At 73.5% G+C, this 23713-nt stretch carries 23 protein-coding genes; 12 read left to right on the top strand and 11 right to left on the bottom strand.

The features are described 5' to 3' along the window. Positions 1-181: 181 nt before the first annotated feature. Positions 182-1501 carry a helix-turn-helix domain-containing protein gene (locus tag IE153_RS01275; RefSeq protein WP_189587685.1) on the bottom strand — a complete coding sequence of 440 codons (1320 nt, stop codon included), beginning with the start codon at positions 1499-1501 and terminating at the stop codon, positions 182-184. A gap of 95 nt (positions 1502-1596) precedes the next feature. Beyond that, entirely contained in the window at positions 1597-2571 is a 975-nt protein-coding gene (locus IE153_RS01270; RefSeq protein WP_189587684.1) for an alpha/beta hydrolase, read from the bottom strand. Positions 2572-2622: 51 nt separating this feature from the next. On the opposite strand from IE153_RS01270, the gene IE153_RS01265 reads away from it, so the two are divergent. Further along, complete coding sequence (locus IE153_RS01265) at positions 2623-2763, top strand: hypothetical protein (protein ID WP_189587683.1); 141 nt, start codon at positions 2623-2625, stop codon at positions 2761-2763. 151 nt (positions 2764-2914) lie between these two features. Here the strand turns inward: IE153_RS01265 and IE153_RS01260 are convergent, their stop codons facing one another. After that, positions 2915-3157, bottom strand: a complete 243-nt coding sequence (locus IE153_RS01260; protein WP_189587682.1) for a hypothetical protein — start codon at positions 3155-3157, stop codon at positions 2915-2917. 117 nt (positions 3158-3274) lie between these two features. On the opposite strand from IE153_RS01260, the gene IE153_RS01255 reads away from it, so the two are divergent. Continuing rightward, positions 3275-4180: a LysR family transcriptional regulator gene (locus IE153_RS01255; protein ID WP_189587681.1), complete on the top strand. Its 906-nt coding sequence runs from the start codon at positions 3275-3277 to the stop codon at positions 4178-4180. A 405-nt stretch (positions 4181-4585) separates the two neighbouring features. On the opposite strand, the gene IE153_RS01250 is transcribed toward IE153_RS01255, so the two are convergent. Beyond that, complete coding sequence (locus IE153_RS01250; protein ID WP_189587680.1) at positions 4586-5164, bottom strand: TetR/AcrR family transcriptional regulator; 579 nt, start codon at positions 5162-5164, stop codon at positions 4586-4588. A gap of 247 nt (positions 5165-5411) precedes the next feature. On the opposite strand from IE153_RS01250, the gene IE153_RS01245 reads away from it, so the two are divergent. From IE153_RS01245 to IE153_RS01230, 4 genes are read left to right on the top strand one after another with little or no spacing between them, the layout of a single operon-like run. Continuing rightward, the gene (locus tag IE153_RS01245; RefSeq protein WP_185005919.1) at positions 5412-5960 is read left to right on the top strand and encodes a (2Fe-2S)-binding protein; all 549 of its coding nucleotides are present in this window, start codon (positions 5412-5414) and stop codon (positions 5958-5960) included. Then, the gene (locus IE153_RS01240) at positions 5957-6949 is read left to right on the top strand and encodes an FAD binding domain-containing protein (protein ID WP_189587679.1); all 993 of its coding nucleotides are present in this window, start codon (positions 5957-5959) and stop codon (positions 6947-6949) included. The genes IE153_RS01245 and IE153_RS01240 overlap by 4 nt, the downstream gene beginning before the upstream one ends. After that, positions 6946-9060 (top strand): xanthine dehydrogenase family protein molybdopterin-binding subunit, encoded by a 2115-nt coding sequence (locus IE153_RS01235; RefSeq protein ID WP_189587678.1) that lies wholly within the window; start codon positions 6946-6948, stop codon positions 9058-9060. Before IE153_RS01240 ends, IE153_RS01235 begins: the two co-directional genes overlap by 4 nt. Continuing rightward, on the top strand, positions 9053-10183 hold the full coding sequence (locus IE153_RS01230) for an XdhC family protein (RefSeq protein ID WP_189587677.1): 1131 nt from the start codon (positions 9053-9055) through the stop codon (positions 10181-10183). Before IE153_RS01235 ends, IE153_RS01230 begins: the two co-directional genes overlap by 8 nt. A gap of 333 nt (positions 10184-10516) precedes the next feature. On the opposite strand, the gene IE153_RS01225 is transcribed toward IE153_RS01230, so the two are convergent. Beyond that, positions 10517-11080: an NAD(P)H-dependent oxidoreductase gene (locus IE153_RS01225; protein WP_189587676.1), complete on the bottom strand. Its 564-nt coding sequence runs from the start codon at positions 11078-11080 to the stop codon at positions 10517-10519. A 126-nt stretch (positions 11081-11206) separates the two neighbouring features. On the opposite strand from IE153_RS01225, the gene IE153_RS01220 reads away from it, so the two are divergent. From IE153_RS01220 to IE153_RS01210, 3 genes are all read left to right on the top strand, one after another. Next, positions 11207-11875, top strand: a complete 669-nt coding sequence (locus IE153_RS01220) for a TetR/AcrR family transcriptional regulator (protein WP_189587675.1) — start codon at positions 11207-11209, stop codon at positions 11873-11875. 87 nt (positions 11876-11962) lie between these two features. Next, complete coding sequence (locus tag IE153_RS01215; RefSeq protein ID WP_438817887.1) at positions 11963-13012, top strand: LacI family DNA-binding transcriptional regulator; 1050 nt, start codon at positions 11963-11965, stop codon at positions 13010-13012. Between the two features lie 330 nt (positions 13013-13342). Continuing rightward, positions 13343-14779, top strand: a complete 1437-nt coding sequence (locus IE153_RS01210; RefSeq protein ID WP_189587673.1) for a benzaldehyde dehydrogenase — start codon at positions 13343-13345, stop codon at positions 14777-14779. A 72-nt stretch (positions 14780-14851) separates the two neighbouring features. On the opposite strand, the gene trxA is transcribed toward IE153_RS01210, so the two are convergent. Beyond that, positions 14852-15232, bottom strand: a complete 381-nt coding sequence (trxA, locus tag IE153_RS01205; protein WP_031103862.1) for a thioredoxin — start codon at positions 15230-15232, stop codon at positions 14852-14854. 119 nt (positions 15233-15351) lie between these two features. Here trxA and IE153_RS01200 point away from each other — a divergent pair, with 119 nt between their 5' ends. Continuing rightward, positions 15352-16782, top strand: coding sequence for a dihydrolipoyl dehydrogenase family protein (locus tag IE153_RS01200; RefSeq protein ID WP_189587672.1), 1431 nt, complete (start codon positions 15352-15354; stop codon positions 16780-16782). Positions 16783-16988: 206 nt separating this feature from the next. On the opposite strand, the gene IE153_RS01195 is transcribed toward IE153_RS01200, so the two are convergent. Then, the gene (locus IE153_RS01195; protein ID WP_189587671.1) at positions 16989-17633 is read right to left on the bottom strand and encodes a peptide deformylase; all 645 of its coding nucleotides are present in this window, start codon (positions 17631-17633) and stop codon (positions 16989-16991) included. 153 nt (positions 17634-17786) lie between these two features. On the opposite strand from IE153_RS01195, the gene IE153_RS01190 reads away from it, so the two are divergent. After that, positions 17787-19190 (top strand): PepSY-associated TM helix domain-containing protein, encoded by a 1404-nt coding sequence (locus IE153_RS01190; protein WP_189587670.1) that lies wholly within the window; start codon positions 17787-17789, stop codon positions 19188-19190. Between the two features lie 64 nt (positions 19191-19254). Here IE153_RS01190 and IE153_RS01185 read toward each other — a convergent pair whose 3' ends face one another. The 3 genes from IE153_RS01185 to IE153_RS01175 form a co-directional block, all read right to left on the bottom strand. Then, positions 19255-19614, bottom strand: coding sequence for a tetratricopeptide repeat protein (locus tag IE153_RS01185; RefSeq protein WP_229828617.1), 360 nt, complete (start codon positions 19612-19614; stop codon positions 19255-19257). Between the two features lie 64 nt (positions 19615-19678). Next, complete coding sequence (locus IE153_RS01180; RefSeq protein WP_189587668.1) at positions 19679-20125, bottom strand: winged helix DNA-binding protein; 447 nt, start codon at positions 20123-20125, stop codon at positions 19679-19681. Further along, positions 20122-20604 carry a MarR family winged helix-turn-helix transcriptional regulator gene (locus IE153_RS01175; RefSeq protein WP_189587667.1) on the bottom strand — a complete coding sequence of 161 codons (483 nt, stop codon included), beginning with the start codon at positions 20602-20604 and terminating at the stop codon, positions 20122-20124. Before IE153_RS01175 ends, IE153_RS01180 begins: the two co-directional genes overlap by 4 nt. Positions 20605-20796: 192 nt before the next feature. On the opposite strand from IE153_RS01175, the gene IE153_RS01170 reads away from it, so the two are divergent. After that, positions 20797-21762 carry a pirin family protein gene (locus IE153_RS01170; RefSeq protein ID WP_189587666.1) on the top strand — a complete coding sequence of 322 codons (966 nt, stop codon included), beginning with the start codon at positions 20797-20799 and terminating at the stop codon, positions 21760-21762. A gap of 650 nt (positions 21763-22412) precedes the next feature. Here the strand turns inward: IE153_RS01170 and IE153_RS01165 are convergent. Beyond that, complete coding sequence (locus IE153_RS01165; protein ID WP_189587665.1) at positions 22413-23675, bottom strand: multidrug effflux MFS transporter; 1263 nt, start codon at positions 23673-23675, stop codon at positions 22413-22415. Between the last annotated feature and the right edge of the window lie 38 nt (positions 23676-23713).

The raw sequence follows: 23713 nt of genomic DNA, 5'->3' as shown, positions 1-23713 counted from the left end.
GTGTACGGGGGCGCTGGGACAGTCTGCCGCAGGGGGAGCGCGCGGGGGCGGGCCACCGACGCGATCCGGATCACGCCGGCGGGTGGTTTCACAGGCGGCGGGGCCGGTGGGGTGCGATTTCGCCGACTGGGCGCGGGTCACGGCCGGCGGGGCCGGGGGGACACGGCCGGGCGCACGAAGTTCACCCTCTCCCCAGTCGACGCATCGTGAGGGCCAGTTGCAGCCGCAGCCGACCCTGTGGGGTGCGGATCGGCCAGCCGAGGAGGTGCTCGGCGTGCGCCAGGCGGTCCTGGAGCGTGGAGTGGTGCACGTTGATCTCGGCGGACGCCGCCCGCAGGCTCGCCGTGGACACCACCGCGTGCAGCGTGGCCGACAGCCAGGGCGTGATCGCCGCCGCGGTCTCCAGGGCGCGGACGTCGGGTGGCGGTTCCGTGCCCGGCTCGACGATGCCGGCGAGGAGCGCGATACCGCCCAGTTCCTCGGCGTGCACGACCCGGGGGCCGGGGTCCTGCGGGGTGCCCTCGGCGGTGAACCGCAGGGCGGTACGGGCCTCGGCCCAGGACCGGGGCAGTTCGAGGACGGGGACGGCGGGCCCGACGCCGAGACGCCCGGCGGGGAGACGGGACTCCGGGGGAGCGGTGTGCCGGCCGGGGACGGGAGGGGCCGGGGCGGAGGCGGGGCCGGTGCGGGCGCGGGAGGTGGCCTGCGCGGTCGCGACATCCGCGGGCTGTCCCTGCGACGGGATCTGTGAGGCCCGAGGGCGGGCGGCGGCGTCCGCCGCGGCGTGGCCCCCGCCTAGGGGAACGGCCTCCGGGCCGGCGGGCACCACCCGTGGCCGGCCGTTCAGCGGGGCTAGGGCCCGGGCCGGTGCCGTGGGGTCCAGTCCGAGACGGCGGGCGGCGTGCAGGCGGGCCGGTTCGGGGGCTGTGGCGTCGAGGAGCGTCTCGACCAGCGCCGGGTCGTCGGCCGGGGCCCGGCCGCGGGTGCGGTCGAGGACCAGCCGCACGGCACCGGCGGCCCGTTCGAGGATCACGGCGTCGACCACGCTGAGGGTGCTTGGCGTCGGCACCTGCCCCGGGGCGGCGGTCTGGGCGGGCCGCGGATCGAGCACCGTCGCCGCCGGGCCGCCGGGCTCGGCGTCGCCCCCGCCACCTCGGGCGGTCGAGGCCGGTCCGGACACGGCCCCGGCCGTCCCCGCACGGTCCCCGTCACGCTCCAGCCACAGCATCGCCGTACCGTCAGGGCTCAGCCGGACGGCGGGCCAGGCCGGGTCGGGCGGGGTGCCGGTGTCGCGCCTGGTGCCGTCGGTCTCCACTCTGACGTGGACGCGCCGCTCCGGATCCACCAGTCGGGCCGGGCAGCCGGCCAGGACGGCTGCCCCGCGCACGAGCGCCTCCAGCCCGGCCCGGGACTCGGCCAGGCTGTCGAAGTAGGCGATGACCCGGACCGCGGCACCGGCGTCCGGGTCGAGGGCGGTCAGCCGCCCGGCCAGCTCTTTCATAGGCCCCATGGTGCGGTATGCGGCCGTTTTCGGGGACGGTCGGTGCGATGGTTTCCGGGCGGCACGGCCACGGACGACTCCGGGCGTCCGGACCCTCAGACCCCCAACAGTCTGCGCAGCCAACTCAGATGCGCTGACCGAGCCGCCTGCGACACCGCCGCCTGCGGCGCGAACCCGTCGAAACCGTGGAATCCGCCCGGCCACACATGCAGTTCGGCCATCCCACCGGCCTGCCAGATGCGCGAGGCGTAGGCCACGACCTCGTCGCGGAAGGTCTCCGCCGAGCCGACGTCGAGGAAGGCCGGAGGCAGTCCCGTGAGGTCCTCGGCCCGGGCCGGTGCCGCGTACGCCGGTACGTCGGGGCCACCGCGGCGCGAACCCAGCAGCGCGGTCCAGCCGGTCTCGTTGGCGGTCCGGTCCCACACCCCGAGGCCCGCCATCTGGTACGTCGAGGGCGAGTCGTTGCGGTCGTCGAGCATCGGGCACATCAGCACCTGTCCGATCGGCTGCGGCCCCTTGCGATCCCGGGTCAGCAGGGCCAGGGCCGCGCACAGCCCACCACCGGCGCTCGCGCCCGCGATGACGATCCGCTCGGGGTCGGCGCCGAGTTCGGCGGCGTGGTCCGCCGTCCACAACAGCCCGGCGTAGACGTCCTCGACCGGCGCGGGATGCGGGTGCTCAGGCGCCAGCCGGTACTCCACGGACACCACGACCGCGTCCAGCGCCTGCGCCCACGCCAGCGGGACGTCCACCCCGACCCGGTTGTTCCCGATGACCATGCCGCCGCCGTGCACGTGGTAGAGCACGGGGCGCGGCCCGGCCGTCTCCGGCGCGGCCGGGCGGCAGATGAGCAGCGAGATGTCCGGCTCGCCCTCCGGCCCCGGCACCCGCCGGTCCTCCACCTCGAACGTCCCGCCCATCGTCAGATCGAGCTCGGCCAGCATCTGGATGCCCGGGCCCTGGCGCACCTCGGCGATCTCGTCGAGCGTGAGCCCCGGACTGATCATGTCCTTGATCAGCTCAAGGGCGGCGGCGAGTTCGGGGTCGAACGGGGGCGGAACGTGCGTCATGGCGTCTCCTCACGCGAGGTGGCGGCGGCTCGTGCAGCCATGGTCGGCCGCGTGCCCCCGTCCGCGGGCGCCGCCGGGCGGCGGAACCTGCCCGCCGTATGGCGGGTGGCGACCACGGTGTGCGCGGCGGCCGAGCCCACCCCGATCCGCGCACCGCTCGACCCGCGCACACTCCGGGCACTCCGGCACTGAGACGAACGCGCTCGCGCCGCCACGAGCCGACGGCGTCCTCAAGATACGCGCAGGTCGCGAGCGGGCCGGGGTGAGCTGCCCGCACCCCGGCCCGCCCCTCCCGGCCCCCCCGGCATCCGCGTCGCGTCGGCGGACGCCGGGGCGCGGGCGGTCAGCCGCGGCAGCGGTTCGCCGTGTCCGGGCGGGCCGGAGCCGCGCCGGGCGCCGGGCCGCTGCGCGAGACGACGCGCGTTCCGCCGGCGTCGGCGACCCGGACCTGCAACGAACCGCATCCGCAGCGCGTCCACTCCGTGTGGCCCGTCGCGGTGGTGTGCCGGGACAGCACCCGGAACGGCTCGCCTCCGTCCGGCCAGCCGCAGTGCGGGCAGGCGGCGGTGGCCTCGGTGCTGGTCATGTCTGACTCCTCGTACGTCGTGATGATCGACCGTCGCGACACAACAGCCAGGGTGCGTCCGGAGATCCGTACACGTCCAGGTTGACTTTGTGGACGTCACTGTGAAGCCTGGCCTTCATGATTGACCTGCGCCGGCTGCACGTCCTCAGGGCGGTCGCCCACTACGGCACGGTCACCGCGGCCGCCCGAGCCCTGCACTTCACGCCGTCCGCCGCCTCCCAGCAGGTGCGGCAGCTGGCCCGCGACCTGGGCGTCGACCTGCTGGAGCCACAGGGGCGCGGGGTGCGTCTCACCCCGGCCGCCGAGAGCCTGCTCGCGCACGCCGACGCCATCCAGGCCCGCTGGGACCAGGCCGAACTGGATCTACGGGCCGACCACGGGGCGCCCTCCGGGGTGCTGCGGGTCACCGGCTTCCCGGTGGCCGTCTCGGTGCTGCTGGCTCCGATGGCGGCCCGGCTGGGGGAGCGGCACCCGCGGCTGTCCGTCCGGATCACCGAGGCGGGTGTCCCGGAGAGTTTCGACCTGCTCTTCGAGGGCGGGACCGACCTGGCGGTCGTCGAAGCGACCCCGCACAACCCGCCGTTGAGCGACACACGGTTCGACCAGCAGCCGCTGCTCGACGACCCGTTCGACCTGGTCGTGCCCGAAGGGCACCGGCTGGCGGGACGGGCCCGGGTCGATCTCGCCGAGGCGGCGCGGGAGGCGTGGATCGCGCCGGTGGAGGACAGTCCCTGCCGGCCGCACGTCCTCTCCGCCTGCGGCGCGGCCGGGTTCACCCCCGAGGTCGTCCATCACGCCCTCGACTGGAACGTCTGCGCCCACCTCGTGGCCCACCGGCTCGGCGTCGCCCTCATTCCGCGCCTGGCCCATCTGACCCCGCATCTGCCGATCACCCGGGTCCGCTGCACCGGCGATCCCCACCGCAAGCTCCTGACCTGCACCCGGACCGGCGGGCACGCCCGTCCGGCGGTGGCGGCGGCCCTGGCGGAACTAGGCGGTCTGGCCCGCACGGCGGTCGCTTGAGGAATAAGGCAGTCGCAGGCCCCGACCGACGGCCCGACGACTCGACGGCCCGACCGACCGACGGCCCGACGACTCGACGGCCCGACCGACCGACGGCCCGACGGCCCGCCCGACCGGCTGAGGCGGGTGGCGCGGCGGCACGCGAGCGGGGGGCCCGCATACGGCTCCCCGCAACGGCCGACTCGGTGACCCCGCCCGACCTTCCGCCTGCGCCCGCGGCGACCGGCCCGATGATCCTGGCCGCCTCCGCAACGGCCGACTCGGTGCCCCCCGCGTCTGCCCGCCTCTGCCCGCCTCTGCCCGTCTGCGCAGAGGCCGGGCTCGATGACCCTGCCCCGCCCGTCTCCCTCACGGCTGCGCGACGCGGCCCGTCCCCCGAGCCTTGCCGCCTCGAAGCCTCCCGCGTCACCCTCCGGCCGCTCCCACCCGCAGCCCGTCCATGACGAAGTCCAGCAGGCGAGTGGCGCGCGGCTGCCAGTCGGTGTGGGGGTCCATGGTCCAGAGTCCGCCGATGACGAGGAAGAGGTCGCTCGCGGTGACCCCGGGACGGATGGTGCCGGCCTCCTCCGCGGCCCGGAGGAGGAGTTCGGCCGCGTCGGTCACCGGGGCGTGGCCCGGCTTCTCCGGCTGACCGGGTGCGCTGGTGGCCTGGCGGATGGCGTCGGCCAGGCCCGCCTTGGTCATGGCGAACCGTGCCAGCCGGTCCATCCACTCGCGCAGCGCCCGGTCGGGCTCCCGGCTCTCCAGCAGCGCCGGGGCGGTGTCGGCGACCTGCTGCATCTCGTGCCGGTAGATCTCCAGGACGAGCGCCTCACGGGTGGGGAAGTGGCGGTAGAAGGTGCCCTGCCCGACGCCCGCCTTCTTGGCGATCGCGCTCAGCGGGACGCCCGCCGAGCGCGTCAGTTCCTCCAGCGCGACTTCCAGGATGCGCTCGCGGTTGCGCTGCGCGTCCGAGCGCAGGGGAGCGTCCTTCTTCTGCCGCACCGGCCCTCCTCCCGGGCCGTGGCCGAAACCAGCCCCTTGTTAAGCGGACAGTTGTCCGTTAAGTTTTCCGAGTAACGGACAACTGTCCGCTTGCCCATCGTATCGGCGTGCCGCGTGTGCGGACAGCCCGCGGCTGCCGTGCCCCGGGCCCGCCCGCCCCGCATCCCGCACGGTCGCGAACCGGCATCGCCTCCCGCAGCGGCCCTGCCCACCCCCGACCTCGCGATGTGAGAGAGAGAAGGCTTCCATGCCCCCATCGACGTCCAGCGACCTCACCCTGTCCGTCAACGGCGAGAAGTACACGCTGACCGTCGACCACCGCACCACCCTGCTCGACGCCCTGCGTGAACGACTCGACATGACGGGCACCAAGAAGGGCTGCGACCAGGGCCAGTGCGGTGCCTGCACGGTCCTGCTCGACGGCCGCCGGAGCGTGGCCTGCCTCCAGCTCGCCGTGGCAGCGGAAGGGCGCGAGATCACCACCATCGAAGGCGTGGCCGAGGGTGAGCGACTGCACCCCGTGCAGCAGGCGTTCCTCGACCTGGACGGCTTCCAGTGCGGCTACTGCACGCCGGGCCAGATCTGTTCGGCCATCGCCGTGATCGAGGAGCACGCGGCCGGCTGGCCGAGCGCCGTCACCGGCGACGTCCGGCCCGAGGCGGGACCACCACCGCTGACCCCGGAGGAGATCCGCGAGCGCATGAGCGGCAACCTGTGCCGCTGCGGCGCGTATGTGTCGATCGTCCAGGCCGTGGCCCGGGCCGCCGAGGAGAGCAACAAGGGAGCTGCGGCATGAGGGAGTTCGGCTACCAGCGGGCGTACGACGTCTCAGGCGCCGTCGCACTGCTCGACGGCGACGGGGAAGCCCGCTTCCTGGGAGGCGGCACGAACCTCGTCGACCTGATGAAGACCGGCGTCGAACGGCCCGCCCGGCTCGTCGACGTACGCGAACTGCCCCTGAACCGCGTCGAGCCGGCCGAGGACGGCGGGCTGCGCATCGGCGCCACCGTCACCAACAGCGACCTGGCCGCCCACCTCGAGGTCCGGCGCCGCTACCCGGCACTCGCGCAGGCCGTGCTGGCCGGAGCCTCCGGGCAACTGCGCAACATGGCCACCGTCGGCGGCAACCTCCTCCAGCGCACCCGCTGCGGCTACTTCGCCGACGTGACCTCCCCCTGCAACAAGCGTGATCCCGGCAGCGGCTGCCCCGCCATCACCGGAGAGCACCACAACCACGCCGTCCTGGGCGCCTCCGGCCACTGCGTGGCCACCCACCCCTCCGACATGGGCGTGGCACTGGCCGCCTTCGACGCGAGCGTGTCGTACGAAACGGCCGACGGGGCGGGGAAGTTGCCGCTCGCCGACTTCTACCTGCCGGTGGGGGAGACCCCGCATCTGGAGACCGCCCTGCCGCCGGGTGCGCTCATCACCGGCGTCACCCTGCCGCCCACCGCCACGGCGGCCAACTCCCGCTACCGCAAGGTGCGCGAGCGGGCCTCGTACGCCTTCGCCATCGGCTCCGTCGCCGCCGCGCTCGACGTCCGGGACGGCCTCGTCCACGACGTACGCCTGGCCTTCGGCGCGGTCGCCTCCCGCCCCTGGCGCGCCCGCGCGGCCGAACGGGCCCTGACCGGCAGCCCGGCCGACGCCGAACACTTCGCGGCCGCCGCGGACGCCGAACTGGCGGCCGCCAGGCCCCTGCCCCACAACGGATACAAGGTGACCCTGATGCGCAACCTCGTCGTGGCCGTGCTGAGCGAACTCGCCGAGGAGGCCGCCCGATGACCACCGCCACCAGGGGAGCCGTCGGCACCGCGCACCCGCGCGTGGAAGGCCGCGACAAGGTCACCGGAGCGGCCCGCTACGCCGGCGAGATCCCCTTCGCGGAGCTCGCCCACGGCTGGCTGGTGCTCTCCACCGTCGCCCGCGGACGCATCCGCGCCCTGGACACCGACGCCGTGCTCGCCATGCCCGGAGTGCTCACCGTGCTCCACCACCACAACGCCCCGCGTGTCGACACCGATTACACCGGCATGATGGGCAGCCCGCCGGACCCCACCGTCGGCCTCTTCCAGCACGACCGCGTGCCCCACATGGGCTGGCCGGTGGCCCTCGTCGTCGCCGAGACCTCCGAGCAGGCCAGGGAGGCCGCCGAGGCCCTCGTGGTGCACTACGACCGGGAGCCGCACGACGTCGCGTTCTCCGCCGGGCGCGAGGCCGAGGCGTACGCGCTCGACGGGCACATGCCGGCCGTGGTGGAGAAGGGTGACCTGGAGGCCGGGCTCGCCGCGTCCGCCGTGGTGGTGGACGCCGAGTACACCACCCCGGAGGAGCACCACAACCCGATGGAGCCGCACGCGGCGGCGGCCCGGTGGGACGGCGGCCGCTTGGAGGTCGTCGACTCCAACCAGGGCACCGGCTGGGTCGCCGGCGAGCTCGCGAGCCTGTTCTCCCTCGACCCGGCTTCGGTGCGGGTCCGGTCCGAGCACGTGGGCGGCGGCTTCGGCAGCAAGGGCGTTCGCGCGCACCAGGTGGCCGCGGTGATGGCGGCAACCGTGCTGCAGCGCCCGGTCCGGGTCGTCATGACCCGCCGGCAGATGTTCTCCCTCGCCGGTCACCGCAGCCCCACCGCCCAGCGGGTCAGGCTCGGCGCCGACGCGGACGGACGGCTGCTCGCGCTGGAGCACCGGTCGCTGAACCAGACATCGGCCTTCTACGACTTCGTCGAGCCCAGCGCGGCGTCGAGCCGGTCGATGTACGCTGCCGACGCCCACCACACGGCCAGCCGGCTCGTGAAACTCGACGTTCCCACCCCGACCTGGATGCGCGCCCCGGGCGAGGCGTCGGGCTCGTTCGCGCTGGAGTCGGCACTCGACGAGCTCGCCGAGCGGTGCGGCATCGACCCGATCGAGCTGCGGGTCCGCAACGAACCCGAGGTGGGCCCCGTGTCCGGGCTGCCGTTCGGCAGCCGCAACCTCATCCCCTGCTTCCGGGAAGGCGCCCGCAGGTTCGGCTGGGACGGGCGGGACCCGCGGCCCGGCGTGCGCCGGGAGGGCCGCTGGCTGCTCGGCACGGGCACCGCCGCCGCCTCCTTCCCCACGCTGGCCATGCCGTCCACGGCGGCCCTGACCGCGGAGGCCGACGGCACCTTCACCGTGCGGATCAACGCCGCGGACATCGGCACCGGCGCCCGCACCGCGCTCACGCTGGTCGCCGCCGACGTCCTGGAGGTGCCCGCGGACCGCGTCCGGGTGCGGATCGGGGACAGCGACCTCGGCGCCGCGTCGATCGCCGGCGGCTCGGCCGGCACCCGCTCCTGGGGCTGGGCCGTCACGGCCGCCGCCCAGGAACTGCGCCGGAGCCTCCCGCCGGGCGCGGACATCCCCCCGGAGGGCGTCACCGTACGGTCGAACACGGCCGAAGCCCTCGGCGCCCTCGCCCAGAAGGAGCGGCACGCCTACGGCGCGCAGTTCGCCGAGGTCGCCGTCGACCCCGCCACCGGAGAGGTCCGCGTGCGCCGCATGCTGGGCCTCTTCGCGGCCGGCCGGATCGTCAACCCGCTCACCGCCCGCAACCAGTTCGTCGGCGGCATGATCTGGGGCATCTCCATGGCCCTGCACGAGGAAGCCGTCCGGGACCGGGCGAGCGGCGGCCTCTACGGCGCCGACCTCGCCGGCTACCACGTCGCCGCGCACGCCGACATCCCGCACATCGAGGCCGACTGGGTGGACGACCCCGACCCGGACGACCCGGTCGGCATCAAGGGCATCGGCGAGGTCGGCATCGTGGGCGCGGCCGCGGCGGTCGCCAACGCGGTGTGGCACGCGACCGGTGTACGCCACCGTGACCTGCCGATCCGCCCCGACCGTGTGCTGCTGGCGGGCGGCGATGCTTGATCTCGCAGGACCTCTGCACGCGTGGATCGAGGAGGGCCGGGACTTCGCCGTCGCCACGGTCGTCGCCGTGGGCGGCAGCGCCCCGCGCCCTCCCGGCGCCGCGCTCGCCGTCGCCGCGGACGGCACGGCCGTCGGCTCGGTCTCCGGGGGCTGTGTGGAGGGAGCGGTGTACGACCTGTGCCTTCAGGCACTCCAGGACGGTGAGACGGTCGTCGAGCGATTCGGCTACAGCGACGAGGACGCCTTCGCGGTGGGGCTGACCTGCGGCGGGACGATCGACGTCATGATCACCCCGTTCGCGGGCGGGCGCCCGGCCGAGAGGGCGGCGCTGGCGGCGGCCACCCGGGCCGAGCCGGTGGCCCTGGCCCGGGTGGTGCGGGGCCCGTCCGGCCTCCTGGGCCAGGCCCTGCTGGTCCGCCCCGACGGCTCGTCCGACGGTGGCCTCGGCGGCGGCCCGCAGCTGGACCGCGCGGCGCTCGACCGGGCCGGGGCCCTGCTGGACACCGGCCGCACCGGCACGGTGGAGCTCTCCGAGGGCGGGTCGCACTGCCCGGGCGGCCTCACCCTGCTCGTCGAGTCCGCCGTTCCGCCGCCCCGCATGATCGTCTTCGGCGCGATCGACTTCGCGGCCGCCCTGGTACGGGCGGGCGCATTCCTCGGCTACCACGTCACCGTGTGCGACGCGCGCCCCGTCTTCGCGACCCGGGCCCGCTTCCCGCAGGCCGACGAGATCGTCGTCGACTGGCCCGACCGCTACCTCCGGCGCACGGAGACCGACGGGCGCACGGTGCTGTGCGTGCTCACCCACGACGCGAAGTTCGACATCCCCCTGCTGACGGAGGCGCTGCGGCTGCCCGTCGCCTATATCGGCGCGATGGGCTCCCGCCGCACCCACGAGGACCGCAACCGGCGGCTGCGGGAAGCGGGCGTGAGCGAGCGCGACCTGGCCAGGCTGAGATCACCGATCGGCCTCGACCTGGGAGCCCGAACGCCCGAGGAGACGGCCGTGTCGATCGCGGCGGAGATCATCGCAGCACGACACGGCGGCACGGGGGAGCCGCTCACGGGTTCGGCCACACCGATCCACAGGACCGCCCGACAGGCGCATCCGCAACCGGCCTGACGACCGTCCCGAGCCGGTCGGGTGCTTTCCCGGGGTGCTGCCGGGCCGCCTGGGGGCGGTCGGGTGCCGGCTGGAGGGCCGCGTGTCCGTCCCGGGGCCGGTGCTGGTCTCGCTCGGGGGCTGCTCGATCCTTGAGGCCGGCCAGGTGCCCGGTGCGTTGCCGCCTGCCGGACTCAACCCGTCCGGCGCTTGCCGGGGCGGGGCCGCCGCGGGCCGCTCCGGGCAAGCGCCGAGCCTGCTCTCGGCCCGGCCGGCCGGAGGCCCGCGCCGGAATGCCGAAGCGGCCGGGGCCGTCATCGGCCCCGGCCCCTCCACCGGTACGAACTGACGCGGTCAGGCCGCGGCGGGCTCCGACGCGTGGCCGTGCAGGCGGGCGATGACCTCGGTCAGCTGCTCGGCGACCTCGGCGTCGTCGGCCGGGTGCGTCTCGGCGAAGCGGGTCATCGAGCCGGGGATGGACAGCTTGACGTCCTCCAGGACCTTGCCGCCGGCCACGCCCACGGACTTGCGGGTCTCGTCGTGCGCCCAGACACCGCCGTACTGGCCGAACGCGGTGCCGACCACGGCGACCGGCTTGCCGCTGAGGGCACCGGCACCGTACGGGCGGGACAGCCAGTCGATGGCGTTCTTCAGGACGGCCGGGATGGTGCCGTTGTACTCGGGGGTGAAGAGGATCAGGCCGTCGGCGGCGTTCGCGGCCTCGCGCAGCCGGGCGGCGGCGGCCGGGAGGCTGCCCTCCACGTCGATGTCCTCGTTGTAGAAGGGAATCTCGGCCAGACCCTCGAACAGGTTCACCTCGGCCCCTTCGGGGGCGAGCTTGACGGCCGCCTCGGCGAGCTGGCGGTTGTGCGAACCGGCGCGAAGGCTGCCGACGAGGGCGAGGATACGAACGGACATGCTGACTCCCACATTAGGCACTGCTCTGATAACACTGGTGACGATCCGGACCGGGGTCCGTTTAACGTTCTAGCATCCTAACCGGACCGCGGTCCAGTTTTGTTCCCAATGCTTTACGCTGGCTTCATGTCCGCCGCGCCGCCCCCCGTCCCGACGCCCCAGGAGCCCGTCGACCACCCCGAGCTGCTCCAGCTCGGCACCTCCCTGGAGGAGGGCGAGCCGTGCCTGCGGGCCGACGCCGCGCGCAATCGTGCCCGGCTGCTGGAGGCCGCCGGGCGGCTGGTGGCGGAGCGCGGCGCGGAGGCCGTCACGATGGAGGCGGTGGCTGCCGAGGCCTGTGTCGGCAAGGGCACGGTCTTCCGCAGGTTCGGTGACCGCACCGGCCTGCTGACGGCGCTGCTCGACCACTCCGAGAAGAAGTTCCAGGCCGCGTTCCTCGGTGGCCCGCCGCCGCTCGGACCCGGAGCGCCGCCCGTGGAGCGGCTGCGGGCGTTCGGCTGCGCGATGCTGCGCCGCTCGACCGACGAACTCGAGCTGCAACTGGCCGCCGAGCCCGGCGCGAGCCGCCGCTACGTCGCCCCCGCCCGGCGTGTGCTGCGGCACCACATCGAGATGCTGTTGCGGCAGGCGGTCCCCGAAGCGGACTGCGAGCTCCTCTCCCACGCCCTGATGGGTCAGCTCGACCCCGCCCTCGTGCACCACTTGACCAGGCAGTGCGGCGTACCGCTGTCCCGCCTCGAGGATGCGTGGACCGACCTGGTCGACCGGGTGACGGGCGCGGGCGCCGCCCGCTGAAGGTTCTCCCCCCGCTCACCCCTCGTGAGCGCTCACGGGTTCGTCACAACTCCCCCGCCGGAAGGGCGCATTGGGGCTTCTGCCAAGATGCCGTACGTCATGGTGCAGATACCGAAAACGCCCGCGCCCCCGTCCCCCGCACCGTCGCGCTCCGTGCCCACGAGCGCCGATGTGGCCCGCCTGGCCGGCGTCTCGCGCGCGACCGTCTCCTACGTCCTCAACAACACCAGCGCCGTACGCATCAGCGAACCCACCCGCCGCCGTGTGCATGAGGCCGCGAGGGAGCTCGGATACGTACCGCACGCCGCGGCCCGCAGTCTGCGCGCCGGGCACAGCCGGATGGTCCTGATCCCCGCGCCGACCTTCCCCGTCGGCCCGCTCTACAACCGGTTCCTCAATGACCTCCAGGGATCGCTCGGCAGCCTGGACTACACGGTCGTGCAGTACGGCACCGGCGGCCCGCACGGCGACGAAGCGGCCCGCGCCTGGGCCGAGTTGAGGCCCGTGGCCGTACTCGTGCCCGGCTCCGGTCTCGGCCCGCGCGGAGTGGCGGTGCTCAAGCGCTCGGGAGCCCGGGCCGTGGTCACCCTCGGCCCCGAGACCATCGAGGGCGCGCACGCGCTGCTCATGGACCACGACGTCGTCGGCCACAGCGCGGGCGCCCACCTCTACGACCGCGGCCGGCGCCGGATCGGCGTCGTCGTCCCGCAGGAACCCGGCCTCGAGGCGTTCTCCGCGCCCCGCCTCGACGGCGTGCGCCAGTCGGTGCGCGGCACGGAGGCCACGGTGACCGAACTGCCCCTCGCCTACGACGAGCAGGCCGCGGCGCGCCTGGCCGCCCGCTGGCGCACCCTCGGCCTGGACGCCGTGTTCACCTACAACGACGAGTACGCGATGCTGCTGATGCGGGCCCTGCTGGACGAAGGCATCCGCATCCCCGAGGAGACCGCCGTGATCGGCGCCGACGACCTGATGCTCGGGCGGCTGCTGCGGCCCCGGCTGAGCACGGTCCACCTGGAGCTGCCCTGCGGCCGTGAACTCGCCGAACTCGTCGACCGTGCGGTGCGCAAGCCCGCCTCCGAGCCCGAGACGCACAAGGTGCTGGGGGCGACGGTGCTGCACCGCGAATCGAGCTGACCCGGCGCGGCACGACCGGCAGCGCACCACCGGCCACGCATGATCGGTCGGGACGTCCGGCCATGCAGGATCGGTCGGCACGACCGGCCGCGCACGATCGGTCGGCGCGACCGGGCCGCCGGGCCGACAGGCGGCCCGGCGGCCCGCTTTCGTGCCGAGGCACGGCTAGGATGTTGCATGCTCAACAAAACGGGGGCGCGTCTCGCGCGGGCCGCGGCACACCGCTGCGCCCGCTCGACGCGTCCCGCCATGTGACCGCCGAACCGGCCGCGCACGTACGGGAGTTGTGCCCAACCCGTCAGCCGGTGACCGATCGATCGGAGAGCCGTCATGCCGTTGCTCGACACCAGGACCTGGCAGCCCCGCCGCCTCGCGGGGGCCGGGTACACCGTCACCGAGCCCGCCACCGGCCAGCAACTCGGCACCCTCGCCCTCGCCACCCCCGAGGACGTCGGCGCCGCCTCAGGGCGGGCCGCCACCGCCCAGCGCACCTGGGCACGCACCCCGCACTTCGCCCGCGCCGCCGTGCTGCGCAAGGCCGGTGACCTGTTCACCGAGCACGCCGCCGAACTGCGTGAGTGGCTCGTCCGCGAATCGGGCTCCGTACCCGGCAAGGCCGACTTCGAACTGCACGTCGCCGCCCAGGAGTGCTACGAGGCCGCCGCGCTCGCCTCCCGCCCGGCCGGCCAGGTCCTGCCCAGCGAGGCGCCGCGCCTGTCGTACACGCGCCGCGTGCCGGCCGGTGTGGTCGGCGTGATCTCGCCGTTCAACGCCCCGCTGATCCTGTCGATCCGCTCCGTCGCTCCGGCGCTGGCGCTGGGCAACGCGGTCCTGCTCAAGCCGGATCCGCGCACGGCCGTCTGCGGCGGGCTGTCCCTCGCCGCGGTCTTCGCCGCCGCGGGCCTGCCGGAGGACCTGCTGCACGTGCTCCCCGGTGGCGCCGACGCCGGACAGGCCCTGGTCGCCGACCCGCGCGTGCCCGTCATCTCCTTCACCGGCTCCACCGCCGCCGGACGGGCCGTGGGCGAGGCCGCGGGCCGTCACCTCAAGCGGGCGCACCTGGAACTGGGCGGCAACTCGGCCATGATCGTGCTGGAGGACGCCGACCTCGACGCGGTCATCTCCACGGCCGCCTGGGGCTCGTTCTTCCACCAGGGCCAGATCTGCATGACCACCGGACGCCATCTGGTGCACGCGTCCCTCTACGACGAGTACGTCGAGCGGCTGGCCGCCAAGGCGGACTCACTCGCGGTCGGCGACCCGCACCGGGACCAGGTCCACCTGGGTCCCATCATCGACTCCGGCCAGCTCGGCAAGATCAGCGGTCTGGTCGAGGCCAGCACGGCCGCCGGTGCCAAGCTCGCCGCCGGCGGCACCCACGACCGGCTCTTCTACCGGCCGACGGTCCTCGCCCACGTGGACGACCGCACCCCCGCGTACACGGAGGAGGTCTTCGGCCCGGTGGCGCCCGTCCGCCCCTTCACCACCACCGACGAGGCGGCGACGCTGGCCGCACAGAGCCCGTACGGCCTCTCCCTGGGCATCGTCACCAGGGACCCGGCCCGCGGCCTGGACCTCGCCGACCGCATCCCGACCGGCATCGTCCACATCAACGACCAGACGGTGAACGACGAGGCCGTGGCGCCCTTCGGCGGAGTCGCCGCCTCCGGCACCGGCGCCCGCTTCGGCGGTGAGGCCAACCTGGAGGCCTTCACCGAGCTGCGCTGGACGACGGTACGCGGAGACGTCGCTCCGTACCCCTTCTAGGACCCGGCACCGCTCCAGGACCCGGCACCCCTTCCAGGAGCCGGCCCGACGGGCCCGGGGTCCCGGGACCCGTCACTCGGTCGGCTGCTGGGCCTGCTGCTCGGCGATCGACTTGCGCACCTCGTCCATGTCGAGGTTGCGGGCCTGCCCGATGACGTCCGTCAGGGCGGCCTCGGGCAGGGCGCCGGGCTGGGCGAACACGGCGACCTGGTCACGGACGATCATCAGCGTGGGAATGGACTGGATACCGAAGGCCGCGGCCAGCTCGGGCTGCGCCTCGGTGTCCACCTTGCCGAACACCAGGTCCGGGTTCTCCCCGGCCGCCTTCTCGTACACCGGGGCGAACTGCTTGCACGGCCCGCACCAGTCGGCCCAGAAGTCGATCAGGACGAACTCGTTGTCCGTGACCGTCTGGTCGAAGTTCTCCTTGGTGAGCTCCACGGTGCTGCTCATGGCGTAAATCCCTCTTCCTGGTGTGGGGTCAAGCCGTCGGCACAACACGGCCGACCGGGCACGTATTCCGCGCCCCTACCCATGTGGCCAGGGCGCACACCACCCACCAGACTGACCCCATGACGGAAACGGAAACCAACACGTACGACGTCGTGGTGCTCGGTGCCGGACCCGTGGGGGAGAACGTCGCCGACCGCACCCGCGCCGCCGGTCTGACCACCGCGGTCGTGGAGAGCGAACTGGTCGGCGGCGAGTGCTCCTACTGGGCCTGCATGCCCAGCAAGGCCCTGCTGCGGCCGGTCATCGCCCGCGCGGACGCCCGCCGCGTCCCCGGCCTGCGCCAGTCCGTCCAGGGCCCCCTCGACGCCTCCGCGGTCCTCGCCCACCGGGACTACTACACCTCGAACTGGAAGGACGACGGTCAGGTCGGCTGGCTCGACTCCATCGGCGCCGACCTGTACCGCGGCCACGGGCGCCTCACCGGCCCCCGCACCGTGACGGTCACCGGTCCGGACGGCGGCGAGCGCGTGCTGACCGCCCGGCAGGCCGTCGCCGTCTGCACCGGCAGCCGCGCCGCCCTGCCCGGCCTGCCCGGGCTCGACGCCGTCAAGCCGTGGACCAGCCGGGAGGCCACCAGCTCCAAGACCGTGCCCGGCCGGCTGATCGTGATCGGCGGCGGAGTGGTCGCCACCGAGATGGCCACGGTCTGGCAGGCCCTCGGCTCGCAGGTCACCCTGCTGGTCCGCGGCAAGGGCCTGCTGCCCCGCATGGAGCCGTTCGCCGGGGAACTGATCGCCGAGGCGCTCACGGAGGCCGGCGCGGACGTCCGTACGGGCACCTCGGTGGAGTCGGTGACCCGGGAGAACGGCACGGTCGTGGCCGTCACCGACACGGGCGACCGCATCGAGGCCGACGAGATCCTCTTCGCCACCGGCCGCGCCCCGCGCACCGACGACATCGGCCTGGAGACGATCGGCCTCGACCCCGGCTCCTGGCTGCCGGTCGACGACAGCCTCCGTGTGGACGGCCACGACTGGCTGTACGCGGTCGGTGACGTCAACCACCGCGCCCTCCTCACCCACCAGGGCAAGTACCAGGCCCGCATCGCGGGAGCCGCCATCGCCGCCCGCGCCACCGGGGAGACCCTCGTGGCCGAGCCGTGGGGCGCCCACGCCGCGACCGCCGACCACGCCGCCGTCCCGCAGGTCGTCTTCACCGACCCGGAAGCCGCGGCCGTGGGCCTGTCCCTGGCCGAGGCGGAACAGGCGGGGCACCGGGTGAAGGCCGTCGACGTGGACCTGTCCACCGTCGCCGGGGCCGGCCTGTACGCCGACGGCTACCAGGGCCGCGCCCGCATGATCGTCGACCTCGAGGCCGAGATCCTGCGCGGCGTCACCCTCGTCGGCCCCGGCGTCGGCGAACTCATCCACTCCGCGACCATCGCGGTCGCCGGCCAGGTCCCGATCAGCCGTCTGTGGCACGCCGTCCCCTCGTACCCCACGATCAGCGAGGTGTGGCTGCGGCTGCTGGAGGCCTACCGCGACGCCTGACCCGAGGCTCGTCCGGCGCCCCGCGCCGGACGGCCCCGGCCGGGGGTCACCAGTGCGCGGGCACCACCAGTTCCCGGTAGAAGCGAACACACGGGTGGCGTGGAAGTGGGTCCTCGGCTAGGAAATTCGGGGCGTAGACATGCGGTCACGGGAACGGAGACCCCGCCGCGGGCGCCTGCGAAATTTCGGCGGAGCGGCTCCGCGCGCTACGGGAGCTCGAAGCCGAGCGCCCGCGCCGCCTCCTCCGGCGTCGGCTGGGCCCAGCGCTCCGCCATCGCCAGATTGGACGACAGTGAACGCGGCTCGGCGCGGTCCAGGTACAGGACGCCGTCGAGATGGTCCGTCTCGTGCTGCACGATCCGTGCCGGCCAGCCCTCGAACACCTCGTCCAGGGCCTGCCCGTGCTCGTCCTGCCCCGTCAGCCACACCTCGGCGGGCCGCGCCACCACCGCCTGCCAGCCCGGCACGCTGAGGCAGCCCTCGAAGAACGCGGCCCGCGCGTCGCCGACGGGCTCGTAGGCGGGATTGACCAGCACCCGGAACGGCTGCGGCACCCGCCCGCGCGTGCGCCGCACCTCCTCCGGCACCGGCGCCGGATCCTCGATCACCGCGATCCTGAGCTCCACACCGACCTGCGGCGCCGCCAGACCGACCCCGGGCGCCGCGCGCATGGTCACCCGCAGGGCCTCGACGAACCGGGCCAGCAGCGCGGGCTCCAGCTGGCCGTCGTACGGCACGGTGCCCCGCCGCAGCACCGGGTCGCCGGCCGCGACGATGGTCAACGGGAGACCTCCGTCAAGGAGTTGCTCGACCCGCTCGGCCAGGGGTGCGTGATCGTTCGAGGTTCCCATCGCGTCAGGATGGCACGGCACCCCCCACCCATGCGTGACGCACGTCACACATGTTCCCCGGGAACTGAATCCCCTGCCGCCCCGACTACTGCACCGCAACGGCCACCGCCCACACCGCACCGGCCCTGACGACGTCCCCGGAGAAGCCCGCCGATGACCACCGCTCCCTCGACCACCACGGACGAGGCCCCGCAACCAGCTGCCCCGGCACCGTCGAAGAGCAGCTGGGCCCCCCTGCGCCCGCTGATCCTCCGCCTGCACTTCTACGCCGGGGTCCTGGTGGCGCCGTTCCTCCTCGTCGCCGCCGTCACCGGCCTGCTGTACGCCGGCTCGTTCCAGGCCGAGAAGCTCGTCTACGACCACGAACTGACCGTCCCCGTGGGCGAGCGGAAGCTCCCGATCGGCGAGCAGGTGACCGCCGCCCGCAAGGCGCACCCCGAGGGCACCGTCTCCGCCGTACGCCCCTCACCGGAGGCCGACGCGACGACCAGGGTGATGCTGTCCGGCGTCCCGGGCGTCGGTGAGGGCCACACGCTCGCCGTGTTCGTCGACCCGTACACCGCGAAGGTGCGCGGCTCGCTCGAACAGTACGGCTCCACCGGCGCGCTGCCGCTGCGCACCTGGATCGACGAGTTCCACCGGGACCTGCACCTGGGGGAGACGGGGCGGCTGTACAGCGAGCTGGCGGCCAGCTGGCTGTGGGTCATCTCGGCGGGCGGTCTGGCGCTGTGGTTCTCCCGCCGTCGCGCCCTGCGCAAGGTGCGGGGGGCGAAGGGGCGACGCCGCACCCTCGGGCTGCACGGCAGTGTGGGCGTATGGGCGGCGGCCGGGTTCTTCTTCCTCTCGGCGACCGGTCTGACCTGGTCGGCCTACGCCGGGGCCAACATCGACGAGCTGCGGACCTCGCTGGGCCAGGCCACCCCGTCGGTGTCGGCCGCCGCGGGCGGTGAGCACTCCGGCCACGGCTCCGCCGCCGGGCAGGCCGGCGACGCCGCACACGGTGTGGGCCTGGACAGGGTCCTGGCGGCGGCGCGGGCCGAGGGGCTCGGCGACCCGGTGGAGATCGTGCCCCCCGCCGACGCCACCTCGGCGTACGTCGTGAAGCAGGTGCAGCGCAGCTGGCCCACCAAGCAGGACGCCGTCGCGATCGACCCGGCCAGCGGTGAGGTCACCGACGTGCTGCGGTTCGAGGACCACCCGGTCCTCGCGAAGCTCACCCGGTGGGGCATCGACCTGCACACCGGCATCCTGTTCGGACTGGTCAACCAGATCGCCCTGATGCTGCTGGCGCTCTCCCTGATCCTGCTGATCGTCTGGGGCTACCGCATGTGGTGGCAGCGCGGCCGCGGCACCGCCTTCGGCCGTCCGATCCCGCGCGGCGCCTGGCAGCAGGCCCCGCCGCAGATCCTCGTGCCGCTGCTGGCGGGCATCGCCGTACTCGGGTACTTCATGCCCCTGTTCGGCATCCCGCTGGCGGCCTTCCTCGCCGTCGACATCCTGCTGGGGGAGATCGCCTACCGGCGCGGGCGGCGCTCGTACGGCACACCGGCCGGGTAGCGGACCCTCAGGCGCACGGATGCCCGGCTCCCACGGAGCCGGGCATCTTCATGTGCGGCGCGGGTCAGACCTGCTCGAAGTCACCCGCGAGCGCCGAGGCGATCCGCAGATGCGACTCCGCCTCCTCGTGCCGGCTCTGCCGCTGCAGGGTGCGGCCGAGCATCAGCCGGGCGTAGTGCTCCACCGGGTCCCGCTCGACGATCGTCCGCAACTCGGCCTCGGCGCGACGCAGTTGGGCCGAGTGGTAGTAGGAGCGCGCCAGGAGCAGCCGGGGCCCGGTCTGCTCGGGCACCTCCTCGACGAGCCCGACCAGGACGCGCGCGGCGGCGGCGTAGTCCCTGGCCTCGAAGAACAGCTGCGCGCGCTCCCAGCGCTCGGCCGGAGTCCCGTGGGCGTAGTACGTCGTGTCCTGGGTGGTGTTCACGTGTGGCCTCCTTCGAGGCCGACAACCGAACATGTCGGTTCACTATTCCACTACGTCATCGCGCTCACCGGCGCAGCGCCGTCAGCTCGGCGCCGGCCCGCTCCGTGATCAGACGCAGCACCCGGCCCGTCACGGCCAGGTCCTCCGCCGGTATGCCGTCGTAGATCCGGGCGGTGACGGGTGCCGTCTCGCCCGAGGTGGTGGCGTACAGCTCGCGCCCGGCGTCCGTGATCCGCACGTCGGACGCCCCGTCCGGGGTCAGCAGCTGCGCGGCGATCAGCTCGTCGACGACGCCGTGCACCTCGGCCGCGTCGATCTTCAGGGCGCCGGTGACACCGTCGACGAGCTGCTCGCGGCCGACCGGGCCGTCGGCGACGGCGGCGAGCCGGAGGGTGACGGACTGCTGGAAGGTGATGCCGTGCCGGGCCAGCACGGTCTCCAGGATGGCGCGGCCGGCGTAGTGGGCCAGGGCGATGTCACGGGGGTTGACCAGGGGCGTGGTGGTGGTCATGACTGCTCCGTCTCGTGCTCGCTGAAGGGATCAAGAGGTGCGTCGAGCAGGGCCGTCAGTTCGCGCTTGAACTCCCGGGTGCGCGCGCTGTCGAGGCCGCCGAGCGGGTCGAGGAGCTGCTGGAGGAGCCCGTGGACGACCTCGATCGCCCGCCGGGTGACCTCGCGGCCCTGCTCGGTGAGGGCCAGCTGCACCGCGCGCGGGTCGCGGGGGTCCTTCGTGCGCTCCAGGAGACCGGCGGTTTCCAGCGCACGGGCCAGCTTCGACACGTAGAGCGGCTCGAGGCCGGTGTGGTCGGCGAGGCGGCGTTGGCTGGGCCGTTCGCCGGAGTGCCGCATGCCGTACAGCGACGCGACCAGTGAGTACTGCGCGTGAGTGAGCCCCAGCGGGGCCACCGCGCGGTCGACCGCGACCCGCCACTTCATCGACAGCCGCCACACCAGGAAGCCGGGCGTCGCACCCTCGGAACCGTTGCCCATGACGGATACAGTACATAGCTACTATGCACATGGCTACTATTTTGCGCGGCTGCAGACGGGCCGCCGAGGGGGAGGTCGACGAGATACCGACGGGAGGCCGACGGGCGGTCGAGGAGACGCTGACGGGACACTCGCGGCGCGGCCCGAACGTGACGCTGACGGGGGCCCCGGTGCCGGACTAGGTTGTGCGCCATGAGCAATCTTGAGCGCGAAGCGGCACCCTCCCTGTGCGGTGGCCGTGGCTTCGTGGTGGCGGAGCCGGTGCGTGAACTCCTCAGCCCTCGCCGGGTGAAGCTGGGTGAGTCCGGCGAGGTCCGCCGGCTGCTGCCCAATCTCGGCCGCCGCATGGTCGGAGCCTGGTGCTTCGTCGACCACTACGGCCCCGACGACATCGCCGACGAGCCCGGCATGCAGGTGCCGCCGCACCCCCACATGGGTCTGCAGACCGTGAGCTGGCTGCACGAGGGGGAGGTGCTGCACCGCGACTCCACCGGCAGCCTCCAGACGATCCGCCCACGCGAACTCGGCCTGATGACCTCCGGCCGGGCCATCAGCCACTCGGAGGAGAGCCCGCGCTCGCACGCCCGCTTCCTGCACGGCGCGCAGCTGTGGGTCGCGCTCCCCGACAGCCACCGCCACACCGACCCGCGCTTCGAACACCACGCCGACCTGCCGGTCGTCACGGCACCCGGTGTCACGGCGACGCTGATCCTCGGCGATCTCGACGGCGCGACGTCACCCGGCACGGCCTACACCCCGATCGTCGGCGCCGACCTCGCCCTGACCCGGGGCGCGGACGTACGCCTCCCCCTGGAACCGGACTTCGAGCACGCCGTGCTGTCCATGTCCGGCGAGGCCCACGTCGACGGCGTCCCCGTCCTCCCCGGCTCCATGCTCTACCTCGGCTGCGGCCGTACCGAACTGCCCCTGCGGGCGGAGTCGGACGCGGGCCTGATGCTCCTGGGCGGTGAACCGTTCGAGGAGGAACTGATCATGTTCTGGAACTGGATCGGACGCACGCAGGAGGAGATCGAGCAGGCGCGGCGGGACTGGATGGAAGGTTCGCGGTTCGGGGAGGTGAAGGGGTACGACGGGGCTCCGCTGCCTGCTCCTGTGCTGCCTCCAGTGCCGCTTAAGCCGCGCGGAAGGGCTCGCTGACCTGTACGAATGGCCGACGGGTTGGTGACAGTCAGTCGGCCGGCCGTTCGGCGCTGTCCCTCACAGGCTTCTCGCGGGTGCTGTGAGGAGGTGTGCCTGCTGTAGCGGTGAGGCTCGTGGTGCTGCCTCCTGGAGGGGGCGTGCCCTGTCGCTGCGTCGCAGCTGGTTCTTCGTCTGCAGGTATTACACGGCTCAGATGCAGTTTGACCAGCGAAACAGCTCCGATCGCCACAAGCTGCGGACGGCTGGTCCGGGTATGGCCCGGATCTTGGTTCGAAGGTGCGTGGTGATGAGCCCTGCTCGCATGTTGCGCTTGTACGACGATGACGGCCTCGGCACTGATTCGAGAGGCGACGACAGGCCGCAGAAGACTGTCCTGACCGGGCTGCACCAAGGCTGGATCCGGCGCTGGCGGAGGCCGGCGGCGGTTTCTTCGGCCCGGCCCTACAACCGTGGCGCTGTCCTCGAAGGACCGGCACGGCGCGGGGCGCCGTGGGGGCGCGCCGCATGCTCGCGGCACAGTGCGCCGGGTGGCGAGTGCCAAGGAATCTTGGCCACACCAGAACACCGGCCCTCAGATTGCCTTGCGGACGAACGTTCGCCTCCGGCTCATTCTGTCGTCTCGGCCGCGAGTTCGTGGGGCGCCTGGCTCACCGCGCCAGCGGGTCCGCAGTGGGCCTCCACGGGCGGCAGAGGGCGAGGAAGCTGCCTGACGCGGCCAGCGCGAGGCCGAGGACCGATGTGGCCATGGGCAGGGCTGTGCCCTGGCCGCCGAGACCGGCCAAGGCCGGTGCGAGGGCACCCATGAGGAACTGGGTGGTGCCCAGCAGTGCGGAGGCGCTGCCCGGCGCGTGTGGGGCGCGCTGGAGGCACAGGGCCGTGGTGGTGGGAAGGATCATGCCGACGGGGCAGGCCGTGAGGAACAGCGCGGTGGCGATCCAGGGCAGACCCGCGTGTGTGGTGGTGACCAGGAGGAGCAGGGCGGTGCTGGCGGCTCCGAGTACGGCCAGGCCCGTTGCCAGGACGCGGTGCGAGGGGAAGCGGCCGAGCAGCAGCTTGCCGTTGAGCTGGCCGGTGACGACCATGCCGATCGAGTTGACGGCGAAGAGCAGGCTGTAGGTCTGCGGGGAGGCGCCGTAGATACGTTGGATGGTGAAGGACGAGCCGGCGATGTAGGCGAACAGGGCGGCGAAGCCGAGGCTGCCGGTGAGCAGGTAGCCGGTGAAGCGGCGGTCGCGGATCAGGTCGCGCATGGTGCGCAGCGTGGTGGTCAGCCCGCCGTGCCGTCGATGTGTGGTCGGCAGGGTCTCGGTGAGCAGGGTGGCGGTGGCGGCGAAGATGGCGAGGCCCAGCAGGGTGAGGGTGACGAAGACGCCGCGCCATGAGGTGAGGCGCAGCAGTTGGGCGCCGAGCACGGGGGCGAGGATCGGTGCCGTGCCGGAGACCAGCATCAGCGAGGACAGCAGGCGGGCGGCGGCGAGCCCGTCGTACAGGTCGCGTACGACGGCTCGGGCGATGACGATGCCAGCGGCGCCTGCCAGACCCTGGACCAGACGCATGCCGATGAGCACCGCAGGATCCGGGGCAAGGGCACACACGGCGCTCGCCACGACGTACACCGTCAACCCCGTCAGGAGGGGCCGTCGTCGGCCCAGGGTGTCGCTGAGCGGACCGAGGACCAGCTGACCGACCGCTATGCCGATCATGAAGGCGGTCAGGGTGAGCTGGGTGACGGTCTGTGAGACGTGCAGGTCCGCGCTGACCTGGGGGAGGGCCGGCAGATAGAGGTCGATGGTGAGTGGGCCGAGTGCGGTCAGGGAGCCCAGGACCAGGACGAGTGACAGACGGCGGGGTGTCGGAAGGCGGGGCACGTCTTCCGAGATGGCGGTGCCGGCCTGAGGGGTTTCGGGCATGTCCGTTTCCAGGGCTTCGGGGGCGAGTGGAGCGTGCG

This window comes from Streptomyces massasporeus (assembly GCF_014648995.1).
GTDB lineage: Bacteria > Actinomycetota > Actinomycetes > Streptomycetales > Streptomycetaceae > Streptomyces > Streptomyces massasporeus.
This window is presented reverse-complemented; position numbering and strand designations above follow the sequence as displayed.